Origin of the sequence: Candidatus Brocadia sapporoensis (genome assembly GCF_001753675.2) — a bacterium.
Classification (GTDB): Bacteria; Planctomycetota; Brocadiia; order Brocadiales; family Brocadiaceae; genus Brocadia; species Brocadia sapporoensis.
In genome coordinates this window covers 1-18,199 of sequence record NZ_MJUW02000073.1, presented here as the reverse complement: position 1 = coordinate 18,199, position 18,199 = coordinate 1, and the positions used below count along the sequence as shown (strand labels likewise).

General features: G+C 41.5%; 17 protein-coding genes. 8 read left to right on the top strand and 9 right to left on the bottom strand.

The features are described from left to right. Position 1: 1 nt before the first annotated feature. Positions 2–1,213, top strand: coding sequence for an L-2-hydroxyglutarate oxidase (gene lhgO, locus BIY37_RS06340; protein ID WP_070067001.1), 1,212 nt, complete (start codon positions 2–4; stop codon positions 1,211–1,213). Positions 1,214–1,523: 310 nt separating this feature from the next. Here lhgO and BIY37_RS06330 read toward each other — a convergent pair whose 3' ends face one another. From BIY37_RS06330 to BIY37_RS06320, 3 genes are all read right to left on the bottom strand, one after another. Continuing rightward, positions 1,524–2,228, bottom strand: coding sequence for a class I SAM-dependent methyltransferase (locus BIY37_RS06330; RefSeq protein ID WP_070066999.1), 705 nt, complete (start codon positions 2,226–2,228; stop codon positions 1,524–1,526). 335 nt (positions 2,229–2,563) lie between these two features. After that, complete coding sequence (locus BIY37_RS06325) at positions 2,564–4,153, bottom strand: tetratricopeptide repeat protein (protein ID WP_070066998.1); 1,590 nt, start codon at positions 4,151–4,153, stop codon at positions 2,564–2,566. Between the two features lie 13 nt (positions 4,154–4,166). Continuing rightward, a complete protein-coding gene (locus BIY37_RS06320) occupies positions 4,167–7,604 on the bottom strand; it encodes a DUF4175 family protein (protein ID WP_070066997.1) in 3,438 nt (1,145 codons plus the stop codon). A 115-nt stretch (positions 7,605–7,719) separates the two neighbouring features. Between BIY37_RS06320 and BIY37_RS06315 the strand changes: the two genes are divergently transcribed. The 5 genes from BIY37_RS06315 to cutA all read left to right on the top strand — a co-directional run bounded on the left by BIY37_RS06315 (position 7,720) and on the right by cutA (position 11,635). After that, the gene (locus BIY37_RS06315) at positions 7,720–8,454 is read left to right on the top strand and encodes a lysophospholipid acyltransferase family protein (RefSeq protein ID WP_179129313.1); all 735 of its coding nucleotides are present in this window, start codon (positions 7,720–7,722) and stop codon (positions 8,452–8,454) included. A gap of 128 nt (positions 8,455–8,582) precedes the next feature. After that, positions 8,583–9,059, top strand: coding sequence for a PilZ domain-containing protein (locus tag BIY37_RS06310; RefSeq protein WP_179129312.1), 477 nt, complete (start codon positions 8,583–8,585; stop codon positions 9,057–9,059). A gap of 163 nt (positions 9,060–9,222) precedes the next feature. Further along, positions 9,223–10,497, top strand: a complete 1,275-nt coding sequence (locus BIY37_RS06305) for a tetratricopeptide repeat protein (RefSeq protein ID WP_070066994.1) — start codon at positions 9,223–9,225, stop codon at positions 10,495–10,497. A gap of 374 nt (positions 10,498–10,871) precedes the next feature. Then, on the top strand, positions 10,872–11,273 hold the full coding sequence (locus BIY37_RS06295; RefSeq protein WP_070066992.1) for a structural protein: 402 nt from the start codon (positions 10,872–10,874) through the stop codon (positions 11,271–11,273). A gap of 5 nt (positions 11,274–11,278) precedes the next feature. Continuing rightward, positions 11,279–11,635: a divalent-cation tolerance protein CutA gene (gene cutA, locus BIY37_RS06290; RefSeq protein WP_070066991.1), complete on the top strand. Its 357-nt coding sequence runs from the start codon at positions 11,279–11,281 to the stop codon at positions 11,633–11,635. A 70-nt stretch (positions 11,636–11,705) separates the two neighbouring features. Here the strand turns inward: cutA and BIY37_RS06285 are convergent, their stop codons facing one another. The 4 genes from BIY37_RS06285 to BIY37_RS14050 all read right to left on the bottom strand — a co-directional run bounded on the left by BIY37_RS06285 (position 11,706) and on the right by BIY37_RS14050 (position 14,807). After that, on the bottom strand, positions 11,706–12,269 hold the full coding sequence (locus tag BIY37_RS06285) for a D-glycero-alpha-D-manno-heptose-1,7-bisphosphate 7-phosphatase (protein WP_070066990.1): 564 nt from the start codon (positions 12,267–12,269) through the stop codon (positions 11,706–11,708). Further along, positions 12,266–12,844: a D-sedoheptulose-7-phosphate isomerase gene (locus BIY37_RS06280; RefSeq protein ID WP_070066989.1), complete on the bottom strand. Its 579-nt coding sequence runs from the start codon at positions 12,842–12,844 to the stop codon at positions 12,266–12,268. Before BIY37_RS06280 ends, BIY37_RS06285 begins: the two co-directional genes overlap by 4 nt. An 18-nt stretch (positions 12,845–12,862) precedes the next feature. Continuing rightward, positions 12,863–14,386 (bottom strand): D-glycero-beta-D-manno-heptose 1-phosphate adenylyltransferase, encoded by a 1,524-nt coding sequence (gene rfaE2 / locus BIY37_RS06275; RefSeq protein WP_070066988.1) that lies wholly within the window; start codon positions 14,384–14,386, stop codon positions 12,863–12,865. 295 nt (positions 14,387–14,681) lie between these two features. Continuing rightward, positions 14,682–14,807, bottom strand: coding sequence for a hypothetical protein (locus BIY37_RS14050; protein ID WP_261340838.1), 126 nt, complete (start codon positions 14,805–14,807; stop codon positions 14,682–14,684). 530 nt (positions 14,808–15,337) lie between these two features. On the opposite strand from BIY37_RS14050, the gene BIY37_RS06270 reads away from it, so the two are divergent. Both BIY37_RS06270 and BIY37_RS13140 read left to right on the top strand, forming a co-directional pair. Further along, a complete protein-coding gene (locus BIY37_RS06270; RefSeq protein WP_070066987.1) occupies positions 15,338–15,559 on the top strand; it encodes a hypothetical protein in 222 nt (73 codons plus the stop codon). A 70-nt stretch (positions 15,560–15,629) separates the two neighbouring features. Next, positions 15,630–15,920, top strand: coding sequence for a hypothetical protein (locus tag BIY37_RS13140; RefSeq protein ID WP_143299196.1), 291 nt, complete (start codon positions 15,630–15,632; stop codon positions 15,918–15,920). A gap of 191 nt (positions 15,921–16,111) precedes the next feature. Here the strand turns inward: BIY37_RS13140 and BIY37_RS06265 are convergent, their stop codons facing one another. Together BIY37_RS06265 and BIY37_RS06260 are read right to left on the bottom strand one after the other, a co-directional pair. Continuing rightward, positions 16,112–16,897: a DUF4412 domain-containing protein gene (locus BIY37_RS06265; RefSeq protein ID WP_070066986.1), complete on the bottom strand. Its 786-nt coding sequence runs from the start codon at positions 16,895–16,897 to the stop codon at positions 16,112–16,114. Positions 16,898–17,371: 474 nt separating this feature from the next. Further along, positions 17,372–17,851 (bottom strand): hypothetical protein, encoded by a 480-nt coding sequence (locus BIY37_RS06260; protein ID WP_070066985.1) that lies wholly within the window; start codon positions 17,849–17,851, stop codon positions 17,372–17,374. Between the last annotated feature and the right edge of the window lie 348 nt (positions 17,852–18,199).

Sequence of the window (18,199 nt, the reverse complement as noted above, 5' to 3'; positions counted from 1 at the left end):
TATGATAACAACAGATATATTGATCGCTGGTGGCGGAATCGTGGGCGTTTCCATAGCTAAAGAGCTTTCGGGCAGGTATCCGGATTTAAATATCACGCTGATTGAAAAAGAAGCCACGGTAGCATGTCATGCGAGCGGAAGAAATAGCGGGGTACTTCACGCCGGCTTCTATTACTCTCCCGACAGCCTTAAGGCAAGGTTTACCGTGGAAGGGAACAGGCTTTTAACGGATTACTGTTTAAAACACAACCTTACCATAAACAAATGCGGAAAAATCGTTGTTGCGAAGGATGAAAAGGAACTGGAAGGTATTTTTGAGCTTAAAAGACGGGGAGACAAAAATGGTGTGGAACTTGAGATCGTTGACGAAAAAACATTGGAAAAACTTGAGCCAAATGCAAGGACATTTGATAAGGCTTTATATTCGCCGACAACTTCCGTAGTAAATCCTGCCGAAGTAGTTGAGCATATCTCCGGGAATTTAAAAGGAAACGTAAAGATCCTCCTGAATGAAAAATTTATAAAAAGAGACGATCCCGTTACCATCCGCACGAATTCTCAGAAAATAAAATTCAGACATTTCATCAATTCGGCTGGCCTCTACGCAGATAAAATAGCCCACCAATTTTGCATTGGCCAAAAATACACCTTAATTCCTTTCAAAGGTTTATACCTGGAGTATAAGGACAAGAATTTACTTCGCAAGCACATTTATCCCGTGCCCAATTTAAAAAACCCATTCCTGGGCGTTCATTTTACCATAACTGCAGCCGGGAAAATCAAGATCGGGCCAACGGCAATCCCTGCATTCTGGAGAGAAAATTACCGGGGTCTTTCGAATTTTAGTCTGAAGGAATTCTTCGAAGTGCTATTTTATGAAACAAGGCTTTTCATCACCAATGCCTTTAATTTTAGAGGTTTAGCCTTTGAGGAAATGAAAAAATATTACCGGAATTATTTTATTCAGCAGGCCGTACATTTAGTAAAAACGATAGATACAAACCAGTTTGGCAGCTATCTGAACCCGGGTATCAGGGCGCAATTGTTAGACACAGAGACACTGAAATTAGTGATGGACTTTGTTGTTGAGCACGGAGAAAATTCCACACATATACTAAATGCCGTGTCACCCGCATTCACTTCAGCCTTCTCGTTTAGCAAATTTATCGTTGACGAGGTGGAAAAGAAGATGGGGTTAAAAACGAAATTTTAGATTTCCTGAACAAGGGCTGTGACGGATGTGTTTTCATACACTGCAGTAGTTTGCTGCAGGCCGTAAGGGAGAAGATTTATAAAAAATAGTAACTCAATAGGGCATGAGAACAGGTAGCATGTCTGTGGAAATGCAGCAGCCCGCGGGACGACTGGGTTTACCACAGACCGCCAGACCCAAAACTGAAAGGGAAACTCAAACAGGCAGAAACCATGATTGACGTCCCCCCCTGGCATTGTCAGCTTCATCGTAGGCTTTCTCCCCTATATCTTATCCTCCATTCTCACGACAACCCACAATTTGGGTACGATCATATTTCACCCCGATAAAAATTCGTTTCCAGCCGCATTGTCTCTGGAAAATCTAAGAAATCTTTATTATATGCCCCCTGCTTTTCTAACATAAAAAATATTCCCCATGCCATCGTGGGAAAGAGAACTGCTAAAGGTTTTGCAATGAACGGTGGGAAGGGATAAAAATTGCTTCCTCCAAAAGCCTTTAGTTTGTAGCCTCCATAAAAACAGCCGTCAACAAATTCTACGATATCTTTTTTAGTAAATCCTCTTATATGAGCAGAAGCAGTTTTTAGAGAACTTGGCTGATTACCAAGCGCCAGTAAAACTCTATTGTGCAACGATGCCAGGTTTGGCACACCAATAATTATTTTACCACCGACCCGTAAAATTCTTGTAATTTCATGGAATATCCAAAATATTTCTTTTGTGTGCTCCAGGACTTGATTAGCGATAATGATATCCACGGACTCATTACAAAAGGGGAGGAGGGCTTTCTCAATATCAACAGAATGGACCGTAATATTATTGCGGGCCAGTATCTGTTTGTATTCCGAAGAGACTTCAATTGCGTGAAGAATCGCCTTTTGATTGATCATTCTGGCAATCATTAAATCGTCTCCGCATCCCGCTCCGATATCAAGAACAGTCTGATATCGTCCGGCCGATTTCAGAAAATTTTTAATCAGGTGTCTGCCATAATTTAATGAGCGGTCAATCATGACGATTATCGATCGCCAACCGGGACCGATTGTGAATGTGTGGTGCGCTGCGTCAAGAAAGGATACGCAAACTTACAACGTTGAAACGTATACATACGAAATATTTAAGGACTTTGGTTTTCTATAGTACATTTTTATCCCCTCCCACATCAACTCAAACATGCGGCTTTGCTGCGTTATGACACATTCAGCGAAAAACTCGTTTGAAAAAAGGCAGGCATACAAATAAATCCTTGTAAAATAAACAGCGCAGAACTTGATCTAAAAGCAATCTTTTTCCTATCATAACGCACCTGCAACAGTTCAAGAATAATGGTGTTTGTGTAACAAATTACCTACTTCGTCAACATCATGAGTCTCTTGAGTTCAAGAGTAGCGTCCTCTTTCTTATCCAGTTTCTGATACAATTGTGCAAGATTTTTATGGATAATGGGATTAAAAGGATTGATATGATTGGCTTGAGTAAGAATTTTTACGGCGTCATCGTATTCACCTTTTCGCTGATAAAGCTCACCGAGGGAAATATAGGTAGTAGTATATTCCGGATAATATTCAAGGGAAATCTTCAGGATTTCCTCTGCCTTTGTATACTGGGTATCCATGATATAGGATATGGCTAATTTATTCTGGATTTGCGGTGAAATATTACCCGCTTTTTTGCTCGCCTTTTCATACTCTATAATGGCCGCGCTATGCAATCCTTCACGGCGCAGGAGATCGCCCAAAACAGCGTATTTTCTGGCATCCTTTACCTCGATTTCGGCAACGCTTTCCACATCCTCCACACTGGCGGATGTCTCTTTCAGCTTCGTTGGGAGTATCTGAATTCCGTGTATCCGCCGGAATTTTTTTTGCTTCAGGTCATACATCCAATTCTTTTCAAACTCCGGAAAAGAGACTCCCGTTGCGGAAGATACCGCATCCTCCGGAGATTTTCCGTTCCCGATACTGTCCAAAATCGATACCAGAATAGGATAACCTCCACGGTTGAACAGGTAATCCATTACGGTAAAAACCTCAGCAAAGGCAAGGGCCGTATCCTCCTTTCTCTTTAACTTCGCCAGAGAGGGATGCATCTGTTCAAAGGTAATAAAATAATCCTTTTCAATCGCCTCGGCTACCAGACTTTCCAATGAAACAGGAAGTTTTGGAGGCGCATCTTCGAACCAGCGTCTCTCTTCGTACTTGGCAATACCTTCATGAAGCCAAATGGGAACACGGTTGTATGTCTTCTTCATAATGACGTAATGTACATACTCGTGAGTCAGGGTATCAAGCCACTGATACCCTCTCGGAAGGAGGCGGGGGCTGGTGATTATAACGCGATTAAACAGGCAGATCGCTACGGTACCGGAAGTTTCTATCTCGTCTTTCGTGAGCGTTGAGATGGTACAAAAGCTTTCTGCGTCGGGAAATACTTCGACAAGGATAGGTTTTGCGGGAAAATACTGAAGATCGCTCCCGATAGCATGATAAGCCTTTTCCAATGTGTCCAAAGCGTAATCAGCCAATATTGCGTCCTTTTCTTCCAGGTACCGAAATAGGAAGTGTTCCGTTTTCACCTCTTTAAATTTGCCTGCCGTCTGATAAACCCTGTTCACAAAGTCATAAAATTTTTTCCCCTTTTGTGCAATATCAGGATCTTTTAACGCCTCCTGCAGCAACGATAACGATTCCTGATAATTTCCTTCGTAGAAATACACCTCACCGGCAAAAAAGCACACATACGGGTTATCACGGCCTACGGAAAGCAGTTTTTCCGCAACTGCAGACGCTTCCTCAATCTGCCACGATCGCAAACATTCTTCTCCGTAAACGATATCACCAAAAAAATCAAAGAACTTTTCTTCCCGGGCAATGGCCTTACCCGCAACAAGAGGAAGGATCGTCAGGACAAATGTCAATGTGATAAAGATTCTACCCATGTTTAGAAGCCACCTAATCCACCAACCTCTGGTAATAGTCTTTGTTAAGGTCTTTGTATTTTTCCGGCAACCCTTCTTTAAGGGCGTTTAAAATGTCCTCCCTAAATTCTTTGGGCACCTTGTAAGCCTCCTCCGATGGTATTTCAACCTTTTCTGTTGACGCATCAAATTGTCCTTCTCCTCTTTGACCGCGGAACGGTACGGGCATGGGCATAGGCATACCACTCCCCATCATCCCTTTCGCAATACGATCTTTTGCCATTTCCGCGCCTTTCTTTGCTTCCGCGAGGCGGTACAGCGATTCCCGTTCGTCAATGAGAGCGCCTTGCACATCGCTCTTTTCCATCTTCTTTCCCGCTCCTTCCATGGATTTTGCCGCAAGGTTGAGCTGATTATCTGCATTCTCATCCATAAAAGGATTTTTTTGAGATAGTTTGCCCGCCATTTCCCTGAGATCATCTGTCTCTTCCTGCAAATCCTTTTGTTCTTTAGCATATTTCTGTAAGGTATCCTGTTCTTCCTGTGTCATACTGGCAAGTTGCTGATCTTCAAGCGTCCTCATCATTATTTCGAGATCCTGAATAATCTGCTGATTTTGTCGTGCAGCATCATCGACCCTTTCAGGCACCACCCGGTCTTTTTGTGTTATCTCCCCTTTCGGGGCACCTGTTTTCTGCCCCAGGGTATGTTTCATACGGCTGTTCCATTGATTTAACTTGCCTGATAATTCCTTTGCCAGATCCAGGGAATCTCTTACCTCCCGCGCATTTAACATCTCTTCCAGATGAGACAGGGATTCCTCCGCCTGTGGTATATCGCGGGACACAGACAGGAAGTCTCTCTGCAATGGATCTTTATTGATTGCCCGGTTCAATTCAGCATTTTTCTTCGCTGTTTCTGTCACTTTATCGAATTTATCATGATCGGCATCCCATTCTTCACCTTCAAACAATTCACGAAACCGGTCTGTCATCATCTCTCTTTCTTCTGACATACGTTTTAATTCATGATTTACCTGTAAATATTCCTGCAATAACTTATTTTCTGCCAATATATCTTTTATGTCATTAACATCTCTTTTTATAGCAGACACCCGTTCTTTTTGTTTTTTGAAAAAAGACTGAAAGATTTCCTCTGTCGCTTCCGACAAACGTTTCTGGATATCTCTTTTCAAGGCATCGGTATTGTCTGTAAGTTTTTTTTCTTTATTTTCCAATTCAGATATTTTATCCAGGAGTTGATTGGTATCCTCCAGCATCTTGTTATAGGTTGAATCTGTAAAATTCTGTGCAGATGATTCCAGTTGGTCCATCATGCCCTGAAGGGCAGAAAGGAATCTCCGGGCTGCTTGCAGGGCTGCATCCAAATCTCCTTTATTGAATGCATCCTTCATTTCTGCCATCTCCTTCATAATATCGTTTTGCTCAATCCGTTTGAGTGCGTCTGCATTTAAAAATTCATCCATGTGCTCCCCCTGCGCCATCTGCATAAGTTTTTCCATCATCTGCCGGATTGTTTCTTCTATCCGTTTGAGTTCCGAAAGCACCTTTTCACTAAGTTTTGCGTCTTCACCCTCCCGTAACTTTTCAAGCAATTTTTCCATATTATCCCGGGATCGAACCAGATTTTTTCCCGTATCCATAACCTCCTCCATCTTTTGCTTTCTTATCAAATCGTTCAAGAAGATGATACAATCTTCAACTTCAACCACCTCTTCGTCCTGGGATTTTTGCAAGTCATGCAGCAGTGAAACGGGAATGGTACTTTCACCCGCATTAATGACGGATTGGCGTATTGCTGCTCGCTTCTTTTCCGTAACGTTGCGAAATTTGTTTTTTAAATTTTCTAGGGAATAAAAGACGCTATAATTTGCTCTCACATCGTCCTGCATACCCACCAAAATATCGGTAAAAAGGTTAACAATCCTTTCTCCGCGTTCCTGGATACTATCTTGCGCCATGATCAGATATTCCGTCACCGTACACTTTTCGTCGTCGATCCTTTTCACGAGATCATCCGATAGCATATGGATTAGTTCCTGCAGAAGGGCCTCCTGAAGCTGCACCAATTCTATGTGTTTTTTCCTGGAACTATATATTTCCAAACAATACGTTGCGGACCTGTTAACCTTGGGACCCGAAATCGCATCGTTATCCTTTACCTCTATGTGGTATGTGATTCTGTCATCTGGCTGTAAGGTCAATTCGCTCAGTGACCATATAAATGCGCCACTATACTGGAGTTGCTTTTTAGCAAAACTGGCAAGAACTTTTGTGTTTTTTTCGTCACCCTGTTCAAAAACAAGGGAAATTTCACTAATGCCGAAATCATCTTTCGCCGTGTACCGAAGTTCAACAGTGTCCTTCTCATGCACCGTAAGATCTTTTGCCGGCACATTTATCGTTACTTCAGGAGAATGGTCCGGGTCAACCTGAATCGTATGTGATGTAACATCCTGAACAGTCCGCCCATGGGAGTCGGTGGTTTCAAAGATATAAGTGCCACTCTCAAGCAGCGATAAGACGCCTTTTATCGTATGCCCGTTTTCTACCTCAAAAGGTATTTTTGTTGAACTGTTAAAGATCATCGCTGCAGATAACAGAGATCGGTCGCTGATTGCACTCATACGAACTTCACTTCCTTTTAACGCCCTGATATCACCGCTGGTATTATACACAGTCTTTGGTTGTAGCCCTGAATAAAGTGGGAATCGGAAGCTCACGGCAATATCGCCGATGACAGGACCAGGAGAGACAACAAGCCCGTCATCTCCTATCGCCTTTCCGTTTCTCAAGTAGCTCAAGAGGAAGGGTATATTTTTCTTAATGTATGAAGGCTTGCTCGCACAAATCACACTAAAAATAAACACAGATGCAATCAGCACGACACAGCTCAAGCGGAAAAATCGTTTGCTAATCACATGGCTAAGGTCTAATTGTCTTAATTGCTTTGCGGTATCATCCATCAGCATTGAGATCAACTGTTCAGAATATCCTGAGATCTTTTTCTGTGATTTGTCAGCAGACAATTGTATCGAACTGATAAGGCGGTCATTTAAGGAGGGATATTTCTGCTCAATCAGGAGTGCAATGTTATCTCTGCGCAGCAAGGACAGCAATGGAAGCAGCAATACCCTGTAAAATGCCAGACAAAGTACGATAAGGCTGCCAGCATAAAAAACACTCAATCCCATAGGAAATCGGAAAAGGATATAGACTCCTGCTGCACCTATCATCAGAAGGAACAGACTGATGGAGAATAAGAGTAACATTCCACTGTATACCCTGTTTTTAATGCCATCCTTGCAAACTGTCCGCAAAGACGCATTTATAATACCTTGGCTGTCATGTACTCCCTTGTCCCTGAAGTTAAGAAGGGTTAAAAAGTCGATAAAATCTTTTTTTAATCGAATCGACTTAAAAATTAACTCTTTCACAAATTTTATCATCATGGTATGTTTTCGAACATCCCTTTTCATATGATGTTAAGGTTATGCCGTGTGTATCCATTTGTCAAACAAAATCTTCTTTCTTGAAAAACACAGATTTATCGTTAAAATGAATTTCATGTATAAATTATATCAGATAGTTTTCACCCTATATTCGTGGGTGTTATTCGTCTCAATTTGGATGCTTTCAACATTAATCGCTATTGTTGTAAGTCTAGACACGAAAAAGAAGGAAAATGCATTTAATACATTAGAAAGAGTCTCTAGTCGTATTGCATTTAAGCTCCTTGGCATACAGGTGAAAATTCAGGGTATAGAGAACATCCCAAAAAATGAGCCCCTGATCTTTATTTCAAATCATCAAAGCATGATAGACATTAAGCTCTCTCTGGCCTTTATCCCAACAAACTTTAGCTTTATTTCGAAGGATACTATCTTCCACATTCCAATTCTGGGCTCATTTATGACCGTATCGGGACATATTCCGATTCAGAGGACTGACGACAGAAAGGCTTATGAAACCCTTCTGACCGCCATTAAGAAACTATTGTCAAAGAAGTCTATTGTGATATTTCCGGAAGGAACGAGAAGCGAGGATGGCAAACTTGCCCCTTTCAAAAGAGGAATTTCACTGATCATCTTAAAATCAGGGAAAAGGGTTATACCTATGGCAATTTGCGGCAGTAGTCAACTTATGCCAAAACGCGGATGGTTATCCCATCCAGAAAAAAGACACATCAAAATATCGTTTGGTAAGCCTCTGTCATTTGACAATTCAAGGACTGATCGTGAATACACAATTCACGTAACAAATACCTTGCAGGCAGAAGTATCGAGATTATTGCATGCATAAGTAATAAAAATAAAGTTGTTTTTCTTCGTTCGATTCATCATAATGAGTACACACGGAAGTTGTTCATGTGCAAAAACCTCAGATCGTAGTAAAATGATAAATTTCAGGATATGTCTTCAATAAAAAAAATGACAAAATTATTAGCTAGTCTGTCTCAAGATGAACTTCATGAGACAAGGAATCGCATTGACGCCATGATCAGCAACCGGGAAGAAGAACATGTAACGAAATCACAAAAAGAAGGAAATAAAGCTACAGACAATTTTTCCGACCTAATGAGACTAGAACGACTTTATCATATCTTTACGTGTAAGTTTAAAAAGGTAAATGAACTCAAAAAACCAGCTTATGCGGGCACCGTTGTTGACATTTCAAAAAGCGGGTTACGAATAAGAACGAAGAAAAAAATAGCCAAGAACAGTCTTTTGGTTATCTTCCCCGAAAAAAAGACAGATGCAAGCGTTCTGGCCATTTCTCCTGAGTATGATCACGATGGAAACAAGATCTTCGCAGAGGTGATCCGAGTAAAGGAATTGCTGGAAATGTGTGAGTTAGGCTGTAAGTTTCTTCCGCGCAAAAGCCTTCTCTTCGATATGATTGTCTAATTTGTCCAGAAAATTCCTTCCGGCCTTTGTTCTCATAAAACCAACAAGAAGCAATGGTTATATGTTTTTATTATTGACTTTGATGTCGATTCATTATACATTTACACAAAGATTTAGGCTTTGCCGGCGCCATTACGTTCGCGCTAATTAAGGAGCATACTGTATGAAAAAGTCATTGTTAGGAATAGGCATTATCCTGTGCCTCCTCGGTTGTGTTTCCCAAACCAAAAAACATGACGCTCATAAATCCGATGAATACCAGTTAGCGATGCAGTTTAATAATCTGGGTGCAAAATATGTAAATAAAAATATGCTCGATGAGGCAATTCTCTATTTTAAAAGAGCTCTTCTAATCAAACCAGATTTTGCAGAAGTTCATAACAATCTGGGTGTGGCCTATAGCAGACAAAAGATGTTTGATGAAGCAATCGAAGAATTTACCTTAGCAATTAAGTTTAATCCGGATTATTCCAAGGCTCATGACAATCTGGGGTTTGCGTACAGACAGAAGAACCTGTTCGATAAAGCGATTGTAGAGCATAATTTGGCGCTAAAAATAAATCCCAAAGATATGGAAGCAAAGAAGAATTTAGATTTAGCGAATGAAGAAAAAAAGATATATGAAAAAACTAAGGCATATCAGATTGTGAACAAGGGAATTGCTCCCGGAAATATAACGGGATACAATCAATTTGTAAGAGGATTTTTTGACGAAGCAATTCTTTCATTCAAAAAGGTGCTTGCGGAAGACCCCAGCGATATCATGGCATCTTGCTACTTGGGTGATGCTTATAGCATGAAAGGAATGTTAGATGACGCCATCAGCGCATACAAAGAAACCCTTTCCAAAGACCCATCAAACGTCCTTGCACAATTAAAACTTGGCGATGCTTATCTTGGAAAAGGACTTTGTGATGAAGCAATTTATGAATACGAAAAGATCCTGAAGGCCCATCCCGACAATACTCGTACCATGTATAAACTAGGCGAGGCCTATGCAGACAAAGGCTTTCTCGATAAAGCCGTCATCCTCTTTAACAAGGCAATTGCAATGAATCCAAACTTCAGCGAAGCTTACGATAAGCTCGGCATGGTTTACTTGCAACAAGGTTTCTATAGCGAGGCTATTTCCGCATGGAAAAAATTGTTGGAATTTAACCCATCGTCCTCAAGGGCTCATTTTCATTTGGGTCTGGCATACGCAAGTAAAAACATGACAGAAGATGCTATAACTCAATTTAAGAAGACGGTGGGCGCCGATCCAACAAATACGAATGCCCTGTATAATTTGGCATATGCCTATGAGGAAAAGGGCATGATAGACGAGGCAATTACAGAATATAAGAAAGCCATCAAGGTGAATTCAGATGTACAGGGACAAAACAAAAAAAGCGTTGATACTCAGGATGACCCTGAAAAGGTGATTGTTACAAAATAATTTTTATAATTTGACGGGCGCCAGATCAAGAAAGATGGGAACGATGAAACAAAAACTCAAGTCATTCATTATAACAATTATGGTAATGCTCATTTCATTGATTGCTATCTATGCCTTCAGACGTGTTTCTCATGCAATTGAGATGATTCGAGGGCCAGAATTAATATGGAAATGTTGTGCAATATGGATCAAATGTATCATCTTAACACAAACGGTGTTAGTAATAGGCGGATTATTTTTGTTTATGATAAGAAAGCCAAAAGGTACAACCTAAAGCAGTAAGTCTCAACCAGTCCACTCTTTGTAAAGAGCGCAAAGATAAATACAGAAAACTTGTCTGAAAGGGATGTTTTTACACGGTGATAGCATAATTAATGACGCGCTTTATCGTATTTTTTATAGCAGGCTATATAATTTATTACCTCATTAAAAATAGGTTCAAAGACAAGCATGCTGGGAATGGCGTTCAATATCATACAGGCAAAAAATCTGATACCAACCCCCCGCATCTGAAAGAGATTGCCTACATCTTTTATTCCGCAACGAAAGATGCAAATACCTGTGAGGCATGCATGGAATTAGATGGAAAACATATACTTCCCAATCATAAAATACTACAACAAATTAGACCGCCGCATTCACGGTGTAAAAATCCAAAAGGTTGCCGTTGCACGCTGGTATACGTGACTCGTGATGAAGACGACAGTGATGAAATAGAAGCTCTTTTAAAAAAACGTGGCGGCATGTGTGACCAACGAACCATTGATAAACGTTGAATCGAATGATACCCCAGAAAACATCAAAAGCTATTGTCATTTTTATAACAGCCGCCTCAAGCAATGAGGCGAAAAAAATTGGGCACATCCTGATAGAAGAAAACCTTATTGCCTGTTGTAATATCGTTCAATCCGTTGAGTCCATTTTCCGGTGGCAAGGCAAACTACATAGTGAACAAGAAGTGCTCATGCTATGCAAGACGCGGGAAGAATTGTTCGGCACCATAGAAAAACGCGTCAGACAATTGCATAGTTATGAAGTGCCGGAAATTATTGCGATGCCGATCACTCAGGGCTCGGAAGATTATTTGAATTGGATCGTTAAAGAGACCAAACCTGACCAGGAAAGACGCGATAAATAGGCCATTGGTTCCAGAATTCGCCGGCCAGTTTTAAGAAACAATACTCCCTATTCCGGCATTGCAAAAATCCTCACGCTTCTAGAGTAAAAATCTTTGCGGCCTCCAGTAAATTTTTTACGCTGTAATCGATCCCGATCTCAGAAGTGATACAGGTATCATCGCTCTGATTGTGTTTTATTAGCATCGTTTTACATCCTGCATTTTTTCCTGCCAGCATATCTGACTCTGAATCACCAATCATTAGGGATTGCGACAAATCAATGTGGTATTTTCGGGCAGCTGCAAGAATCATCCCCGGTTTGGGCTTTCTGCAATCGCAATCCACCCGGTAGTAATCTATCTTTCCTTCACTGTGATGCGGACAAAAATACCAATCGTCAATGACTACTCCCTCGTCTTTCAGCATAGCCTTCAATTTCGAATGGATAAGCATCAATTGTTCCTCATCAAAAAAACCCCGTGCTATACCAGATTGATTGGTAACGACAATGACCAGATACCCGTGTTCCTGAAAAAGACGAATTCCCCGCGAGGCATTGGGCAATAATTTTAGTTGATCAGGAGAACTGAGATAATCCTCGTGGACGACAAGTGTTCCGTCCCGGTCAAGAAATACAGCCTTTCTCTTTTTCATTTCTTTACCGTTTCAAAGAGTTCCTTCTCAACCATGGAACAGAGAATGTGTCCAATGGTGATATGACATTCCTGTATCCGGGGTGTATTGGTTGACGGAATTCTTAAGCAGATATCCACAGCTTCTTTTAAAAGGCCACCATCCTTCCCGGTAAACCCGATGGTAATTGCCCCACGATCCCTTGCAATTTGAACCGCATTGAGGATATTTTTTGAATTTCCGCTGGTACTCAGCGCCAGCACAACATCGCCCGGGTTCGTCAGAGCCTCTATCTGTCTTGCAAAACAGGTATCATATCCAAAATCATTTGCCAGAGCCGTTATAACAGATGTATCCGTCGTCAGGGCAATTGCCGGAAGGGGACGCCGGTTCATCTTGAACCTTCCGACCAATTCTCCGGCAATATGCTGTGCATCTGCTGCGCTTCCTCCGTTACCAATGAGATACAGCCGGTGACCGTTTTTTAATGCCGTAATAAGTATGCCGGCTATGTTCTTCACGATATCGAGATGTGTTAATAATAACGCTTTTTGCGTGTCTATACTTTCTTGTAATTGAATTTCTATGTCGTCCATGGATCCCGCCCTCTCTATTTATTGTATCTGGCTCGCTGCATCTTTCATAGATCCCATCTGGCTGTGTCTCTCGATTATCCGGGAAACAATGTTTGTGGTTGAAATACCCTCCACAAAAGGTGCATACAGAACTTTCCCTCCGTAGGATTCTACAAATTCCTTCCCCACTGCCCCTGCGTTTTTCCAGTCTTCACCCTTCACCAGCACATCTGGTTTTACCGCTTTGATTAAATCCAGGGGTGTCAACTCATCAAACGTCACTACATAGGTTACATCTTCTAATGCCGCCAGCATTTTGGCCCGCTCCGTTTCAGAAACAAAGGGACGCGTCGGCCCCTTTTGATTTCTGACTGAGCGATCAGTATTCAACCCTACAACAAGCAAGTCTCCCTGTTTTCGGGCAAATTTCAGGTACTCAATGTGGCCTATATGTAATATATCAAAGCAACCATTGGTAAACACAATTTTATCATTTTTCTTTCTATGCTCGTTTAAAATACCCTGTATTACCCCGGTGTCTTTAATCTTGCCCGACATCTGGCTTTTCCCGCCTATAAGTTCACTGAGAATTTCACCCTTGCTGACCGGTGTCGCACCAATTTTTCCTATTTCTATTCCCGCAGCAATATTGGCAAGAAGTGCAGCATCCTCAAAACCATAGCCGCTGCCAACGATCATACCAAACATGCTGAGTACCATATCGCCGGCTCCTGTTACGTCGAATACCGTCCGCGGAACGGTTGGAATAATCTTTCCGTTGCCATTCTTAGAGTAGAGAAACATGCCTTCTTTATCGATGGTAATGATGCAGTATTCCAACGAGAGGCTGGAAACCAGTTTAATTCCAGCGCGATACAGGCTATCAATGTCATCGATTTTTATTCCGGTGGCAATCTCCGTTTCAATCCTGTTGGGAGTCATCGCGGTAAAACCCTCGTAACAGGAATAATCGCTCATCATTTTCGGGTCAACGATCACGATCTTTTTATTCTTTTTGCTGATGGTCACGATGGTTTTTAACAAGGAGTGAGAAAGCAAGCCTTTATTCATATCGGACACCAGAACGATATCGCATCCGGGTATGGTTTTATTCAGATAACTGACAAGTTGTGTCTCAATATTTTCGGATATAACATGGGTCTTTTCATAATCGACACGCAATAGTTGCTGTATCCCCTTCCCCGCGGTTTGCAAATGGCCCAGAAAACGCATCTTCAGAATAGTGGGACGGCTTTTGTCAATACGGATTCCTTCAATATCAATTCCCAAACTGCGGAAGATATTCATAAGGGTATGCCCATGATCGTCATCGCCAATAATTCCGCACGCAAGCACCTGTGCACCCAGTGTCTGCAGATTGTTCACAACACTTCCGGCCCCCCCGGGCCGAACATCTTCAGAAGAAACACTTATAACGGGTATTGGCGCTTCCTGCGAAATGCGTTTTACCTCGCCCCATACGTATTTATCAAGCATAAAATCACCAATAACCATGATCTTAGGGGAGCCAAGGTTTGAGAGAATATTGAGCAAGTTATCCATGAAAGAAAAACTCCTTTAAAAACAATGATGCTCCGTTTCCTGTCCCTGGTAATCGTTTCGGTCTAAGGACTTTTTCAAAAGAGTCAAAGGCAGCATAGTTAAATAATTTTTCATACCGTTCTTCGGAAGTCTTAATACGGTTGGACATCTCTGAGTTTTTCATGTCAATAGAAACTTGTGGTGCTATCTGTCAGAGTAAATAGTAACACTGCGTATAAAAACTGTTTGGTTTTTCACTCCCGAAGATAAAAGTACCAAACTCCCTTTGCTTGCCGACAAGGGAAAACCCAGCCCGTTATCGTATCTCTTCTTTGAATAATACCCCATCGGCACAGAATCGGCTGGTCTCTGTACCACGAACAATTACGGGATCGCCTGTTTTAATAATTTCTTCATGCAGGCCACCGAGTAACACAAGCATCGTCGTGCTATCATCGGTGGAAAGTATCTTATGGCTCTTTTGGATAGAAAATTTAGTCCACTCTGTTTAACGATAAATATTTGATACGACAAAAGTTATTCTAAAACTTTATATTAATATTATATAAATTTTATGTCAAGCGTAAAGCTTGTTGTCGGTAAAACGCAAATACCGTTACCATTCATCATTGCTTCAAATGAGAAACAGGTATGCGTAATAAATTAAGACACCGACATCACCTAAAATGGATTGATTTCCGGCAATGCGTTAAATCAGTTGAGACCGATATCAAAAAACAGCATGAGTTGACCGTATTTATAGCTTGCCTAAAGAAATCAAACGAAGTCGCCCATTCCTGATCGTGCTGCTGTGCGGTTGTTACAGATGGGTGTCACCTAGCAACCGTATGGAATTCGTCGCATGTGAGGCTATTTTTCCAATTAGCATAAGTATTAAAAATGTGACCGCCCTCGAAATCAAGTTTTGCCTCTTCAAGAGAGACCTGAAACAAAAATACCGCTGCTTCTATCTTGAGGATCAGCAATATCAACAAACAACAGGTTACCTATCTCGCAAACAGACTGCTCATGCAAGGCGATTTCAGATTACGAGCAGATAATCTCGACGCCGCAAAGAAAGCTTACCAGCAAGTCAAAGATGTTGCATGTAAGTTGTCGGTAAGAGAGAATACAGCCTATGCTATTGCATGTATTAATTGGGCGATGTGGCTCTTTATCGTGGAGACTCCCTAATGGCACATAAAAAATGTGATCAGGCACTTCCGATTTTTCGCAATCTGACGACTATGTATGCCGAGCATCAATGAGATGTACGCGGGAAGATCGCTTTGCGTTAGCTGAACAAATGCTGTGTCAAACCCAGTACCAACGTGATTTTAGCTGGAGCTCACGGTCGTTTGCGGTACCTGGCTCAAGAAGTGAAGACATGACTGAAGAACTAAGATATGCCGAAACAGCGCTTGCTACCGTGGAGAGGTTAGCTGCAATTGATCCAAGATGGGGTTCAACTGTACATATGTCGAGGATTAACGCGGAGACCGGAAGACTGCTGAAAGATGATCTTCGAATGCTTCGTGCTAGTCCTGCAAGATAAACCCTCTTTCAAAGGGAAGCTCTGATAGCACAGTTAAGCCAGCAATTCGGTCTTATTCCTTAGATCGGTAGGGAACACGGGTGAACAAGAACCATGGATTCAAATTTTCATGATTGACGTATTTATGAAAACGGTACTCTTTTCTGGACGCGCTAATTTTTAGGATGTGCTCACTTGTTATATACAGGAAATTAGTTCCCTCCCTTCGTCCCCACGGGTAGTTTTTCTTTTTTATATCCGGACGGCGCTTCGAATTCGCTTACAGGGATTGAGCGCTTCTCCGCATTTGTTACTGTCATTGTAGTTCCATCCGTCATTTCTGTACGTACCGGGAAGCCATCTACTAACGCAATAGAGCGATCCATCTGTCCCTCTAAATTCCCCGGCATCATTGTGGCCATCCGCTTGCCAAACTCCTCCATGTCCTGCTGCATTGCCTTGAAATCGTCAATATCCTTTGTTGCCCATATTGTTGCGACATCCTTGTCACCTTCTTTTAAAATATATTTCGTGCAGGCGTAGTTGCTGATGTTCTTCGTCTCGCCAGCCTTCACGACGGTTTTCTCTTCTTGTTTCTTTATCAGATTTTTTCCCATCATCTGCTCGACCATCTTTCTCTGTTCTGCGGGCATTGCCGCCAGTTCTTTCTCCATCTGCTTCGCCACCTCCTGCATCTGCGAGCTTACGCCTTTCATCATTGTTTCCATCTCGTTGAAGGTCATTTCCTGATAGGTTTTTTTCTTATGGTTCAGCATCAGCATCTCCTCTTTGTCAAGACGGATAATGACCGCGCCCTTGTTGTCTTCCATCACAATCTTGTACATGCGTGGCATGTAGTAGGACTTCGACACCCCATTTCCCTTGCCTTCTCTCCCGGCGCGAGTGCTCTCCCAGTAAAGTCCATTAGCAAACGCCTGCACAGAAAGGCATATCATCAGTGCAAGCGCTCCAGTAAACAACACTATGTTTCTTTTCATGGCATCTCCTTCTCCTGATAATTTAAGAAATATCTTTTACCTATGAGGCAAGAGGCAACACGTAATCAAATTATAAAGAGGTTGCATGCCTTTTTTATTCCTTCTGCGACATTGGGCACCAAAGAAAAGGAATGCACAACCGGGCTACTTATTGAATTTGTAGTCAATGTAGAAAGACAGCATTCCTAATTTCCACAAGTTACGAACGTATTGTGCTTTGTAAACGGCATACTATACGTCACTAATAAAAGTGGCTTTGGAGTTTTCTGATTAAATTCTTTTCTTTTTTGTGCCTGCCGGCAGGGATAAGACCTTCAATACACGGTTGTTTTCCTGATTTTCTGTGTGACTTGAAAGAATACCGTAAAACATACAATAATTCAGTCTTATCCCGTTATCCCACTATCTATTTTTCCTGTTTCGTTTTCGATTCTGGAATTCTGCTTCAAAAGGTCTAAAACAGCAATAGACACATTACTTCCCTAAACCTTCCAATTTCCCTTTGAGGCCTTTTGTAATTTCCTCGCTCTTTTCTGTAGCCGTGGCCTTGAGTTTTTCAGTAACGGTGGCAATAATATTCTTTGCCTCCTGTGATTCACTATCATAATTATTCAATACATCCTGTGCGGTAGCGCCGGCTTCTTTATACTCACCTTTATCAAGCAATGCTTTGGCTTTGGCGATAAGCTCTTTGATGATTGAGTCCGTTTTATCTTTTGCAGACACTGCTTCAGATTTTGTCTTTTCCAGTTCGCTCTTTGCCGCCTTCCCTTCAGCCTGCTCTGTCATGGATTCTTTTTTTTGTACTGCCTCTTGTTTTTCCTGCTGAATTATTTCCTTGCCCTCTTCCATTTTGGTTTCGACATACCCAGCCTGTTCTTGTTTCTTTCCACAGCCAGCAATGAACAAACTTGTCACCAAACCACCTACGAGCACAATTTTAATTCTTATCATGTTCTCCTCTCCCTCCTTTTTTAATGTGTTTTTAAATTGTCTTTCTAGTACAAAAAACCTCTCGTATAAAACTTTTTTCCTTTAATCACCTCCTCCTGCATGCAGAATGTTAGGAATATTTCATGTTATGTCTCAGGATTATTCAGAATATCCATTTATAATAATATTCTATCGTGCAAAGTACAACAACAAATTATACGTATGTTTTCTTTAGTCAAACAAAAAATGGGATGATTTTGTAGAGACGTGTTGCTAAATGTCCTCCCTACAACATCAAAATTCATTGTGTTTTACCTAAATTCTGCAAACGATTTTCGCAGTGCGAAAATCGACCTTCTGTAATACCCT

Bases quoted from the DNA above. Each gene is read 5' to 3' on its own strand.
- BIY37_RS06285 (WP_070066990.1), bottom strand. From the start codon at position 12,269: ATGAAAAAGAGAAAGGCTGTATTTCTTGACCGGGACGGAACACTTGTC.
- BIY37_RS13140 (WP_143299196.1), top strand. From the start codon at position 15,630: ATGAGATGTACGCGGGAAGATCGCTTTGCGTTAGCTGAACAAATGCTG.
- BIY37_RS06330 (WP_070066999.1), bottom strand. From the start codon at position 2,228: ATGATTGACCGCTCATTAAATTATGGCAGACACCTGATTAAAAATTTT.
- BIY37_RS06310 (WP_179129312.1), top strand. From the start codon at position 8,583: ATGACAAAATTATTAGCTAGTCTGTCTCAAGATGAACTTCATGAGACA.
- BIY37_RS06305 (WP_070066994.1), top strand. From the start codon at position 9,223: ATGAAAAAGTCATTGTTAGGAATAGGCATTATCCTGTGCCTCCTCGGT.
- cutA (WP_070066991.1), top strand. From the start codon at position 11,279: ATGATACCCCAGAAAACATCAAAAGCTATTGTCATTTTTATAACAGCC.
- lhgO (WP_070067001.1), top strand. From the start codon at position 2: ATGATAACAACAGATATATTGATCGCTGGTGGCGGAATCGTGGGCGTT.
- BIY37_RS06295 (WP_070066992.1), top strand. From the start codon at position 10,872: ATGACGCGCTTTATCGTATTTTTTATAGCAGGCTATATAATTTATTAC.
- BIY37_RS06325 (WP_070066998.1), bottom strand. From the start codon at position 4,153: ATGGGTAGAATCTTTATCACATTGACATTTGTCCTGACGATCCTTCCT.
- BIY37_RS06260 (WP_070066985.1), bottom strand. From the start codon at position 17,851: ATGATAAGAATTAAAATTGTGCTCGTAGGTGGTTTGGTGACAAGTTTG.
- BIY37_RS06315 (WP_179129313.1), top strand. From the start codon at position 7,720: ATGTATAAATTATATCAGATAGTTTTCACCCTATATTCGTGGGTGTTA.
- BIY37_RS14050 (WP_261340838.1), bottom strand. From the start codon at position 14,807: ATGCTTGTGTTACTCGGTGGCCTGCATGAAGAAATTATTAAAACAGGC.
- rfaE2 (WP_070066988.1), bottom strand. From the start codon at position 14,386: ATGGATAACTTGCTCAATATTCTCTCAAACCTTGGCTCCCCTAAGATC.
- BIY37_RS06320 (WP_070066997.1), bottom strand. From the start codon at position 7,604: ATGATGATAAAATTTGTGAAAGAGTTAATTTTTAAGTCGATTCGATTA.
- BIY37_RS06280 (WP_070066989.1), bottom strand. From the start codon at position 12,844: ATGGACGACATAGAAATTCAATTACAAGAAAGTATAGACACGCAAAAA.
- BIY37_RS06265 (WP_070066986.1), bottom strand. From the start codon at position 16,897: ATGAAAAGAAACATAGTGTTGTTTACTGGAGCGCTTGCACTGATGATA.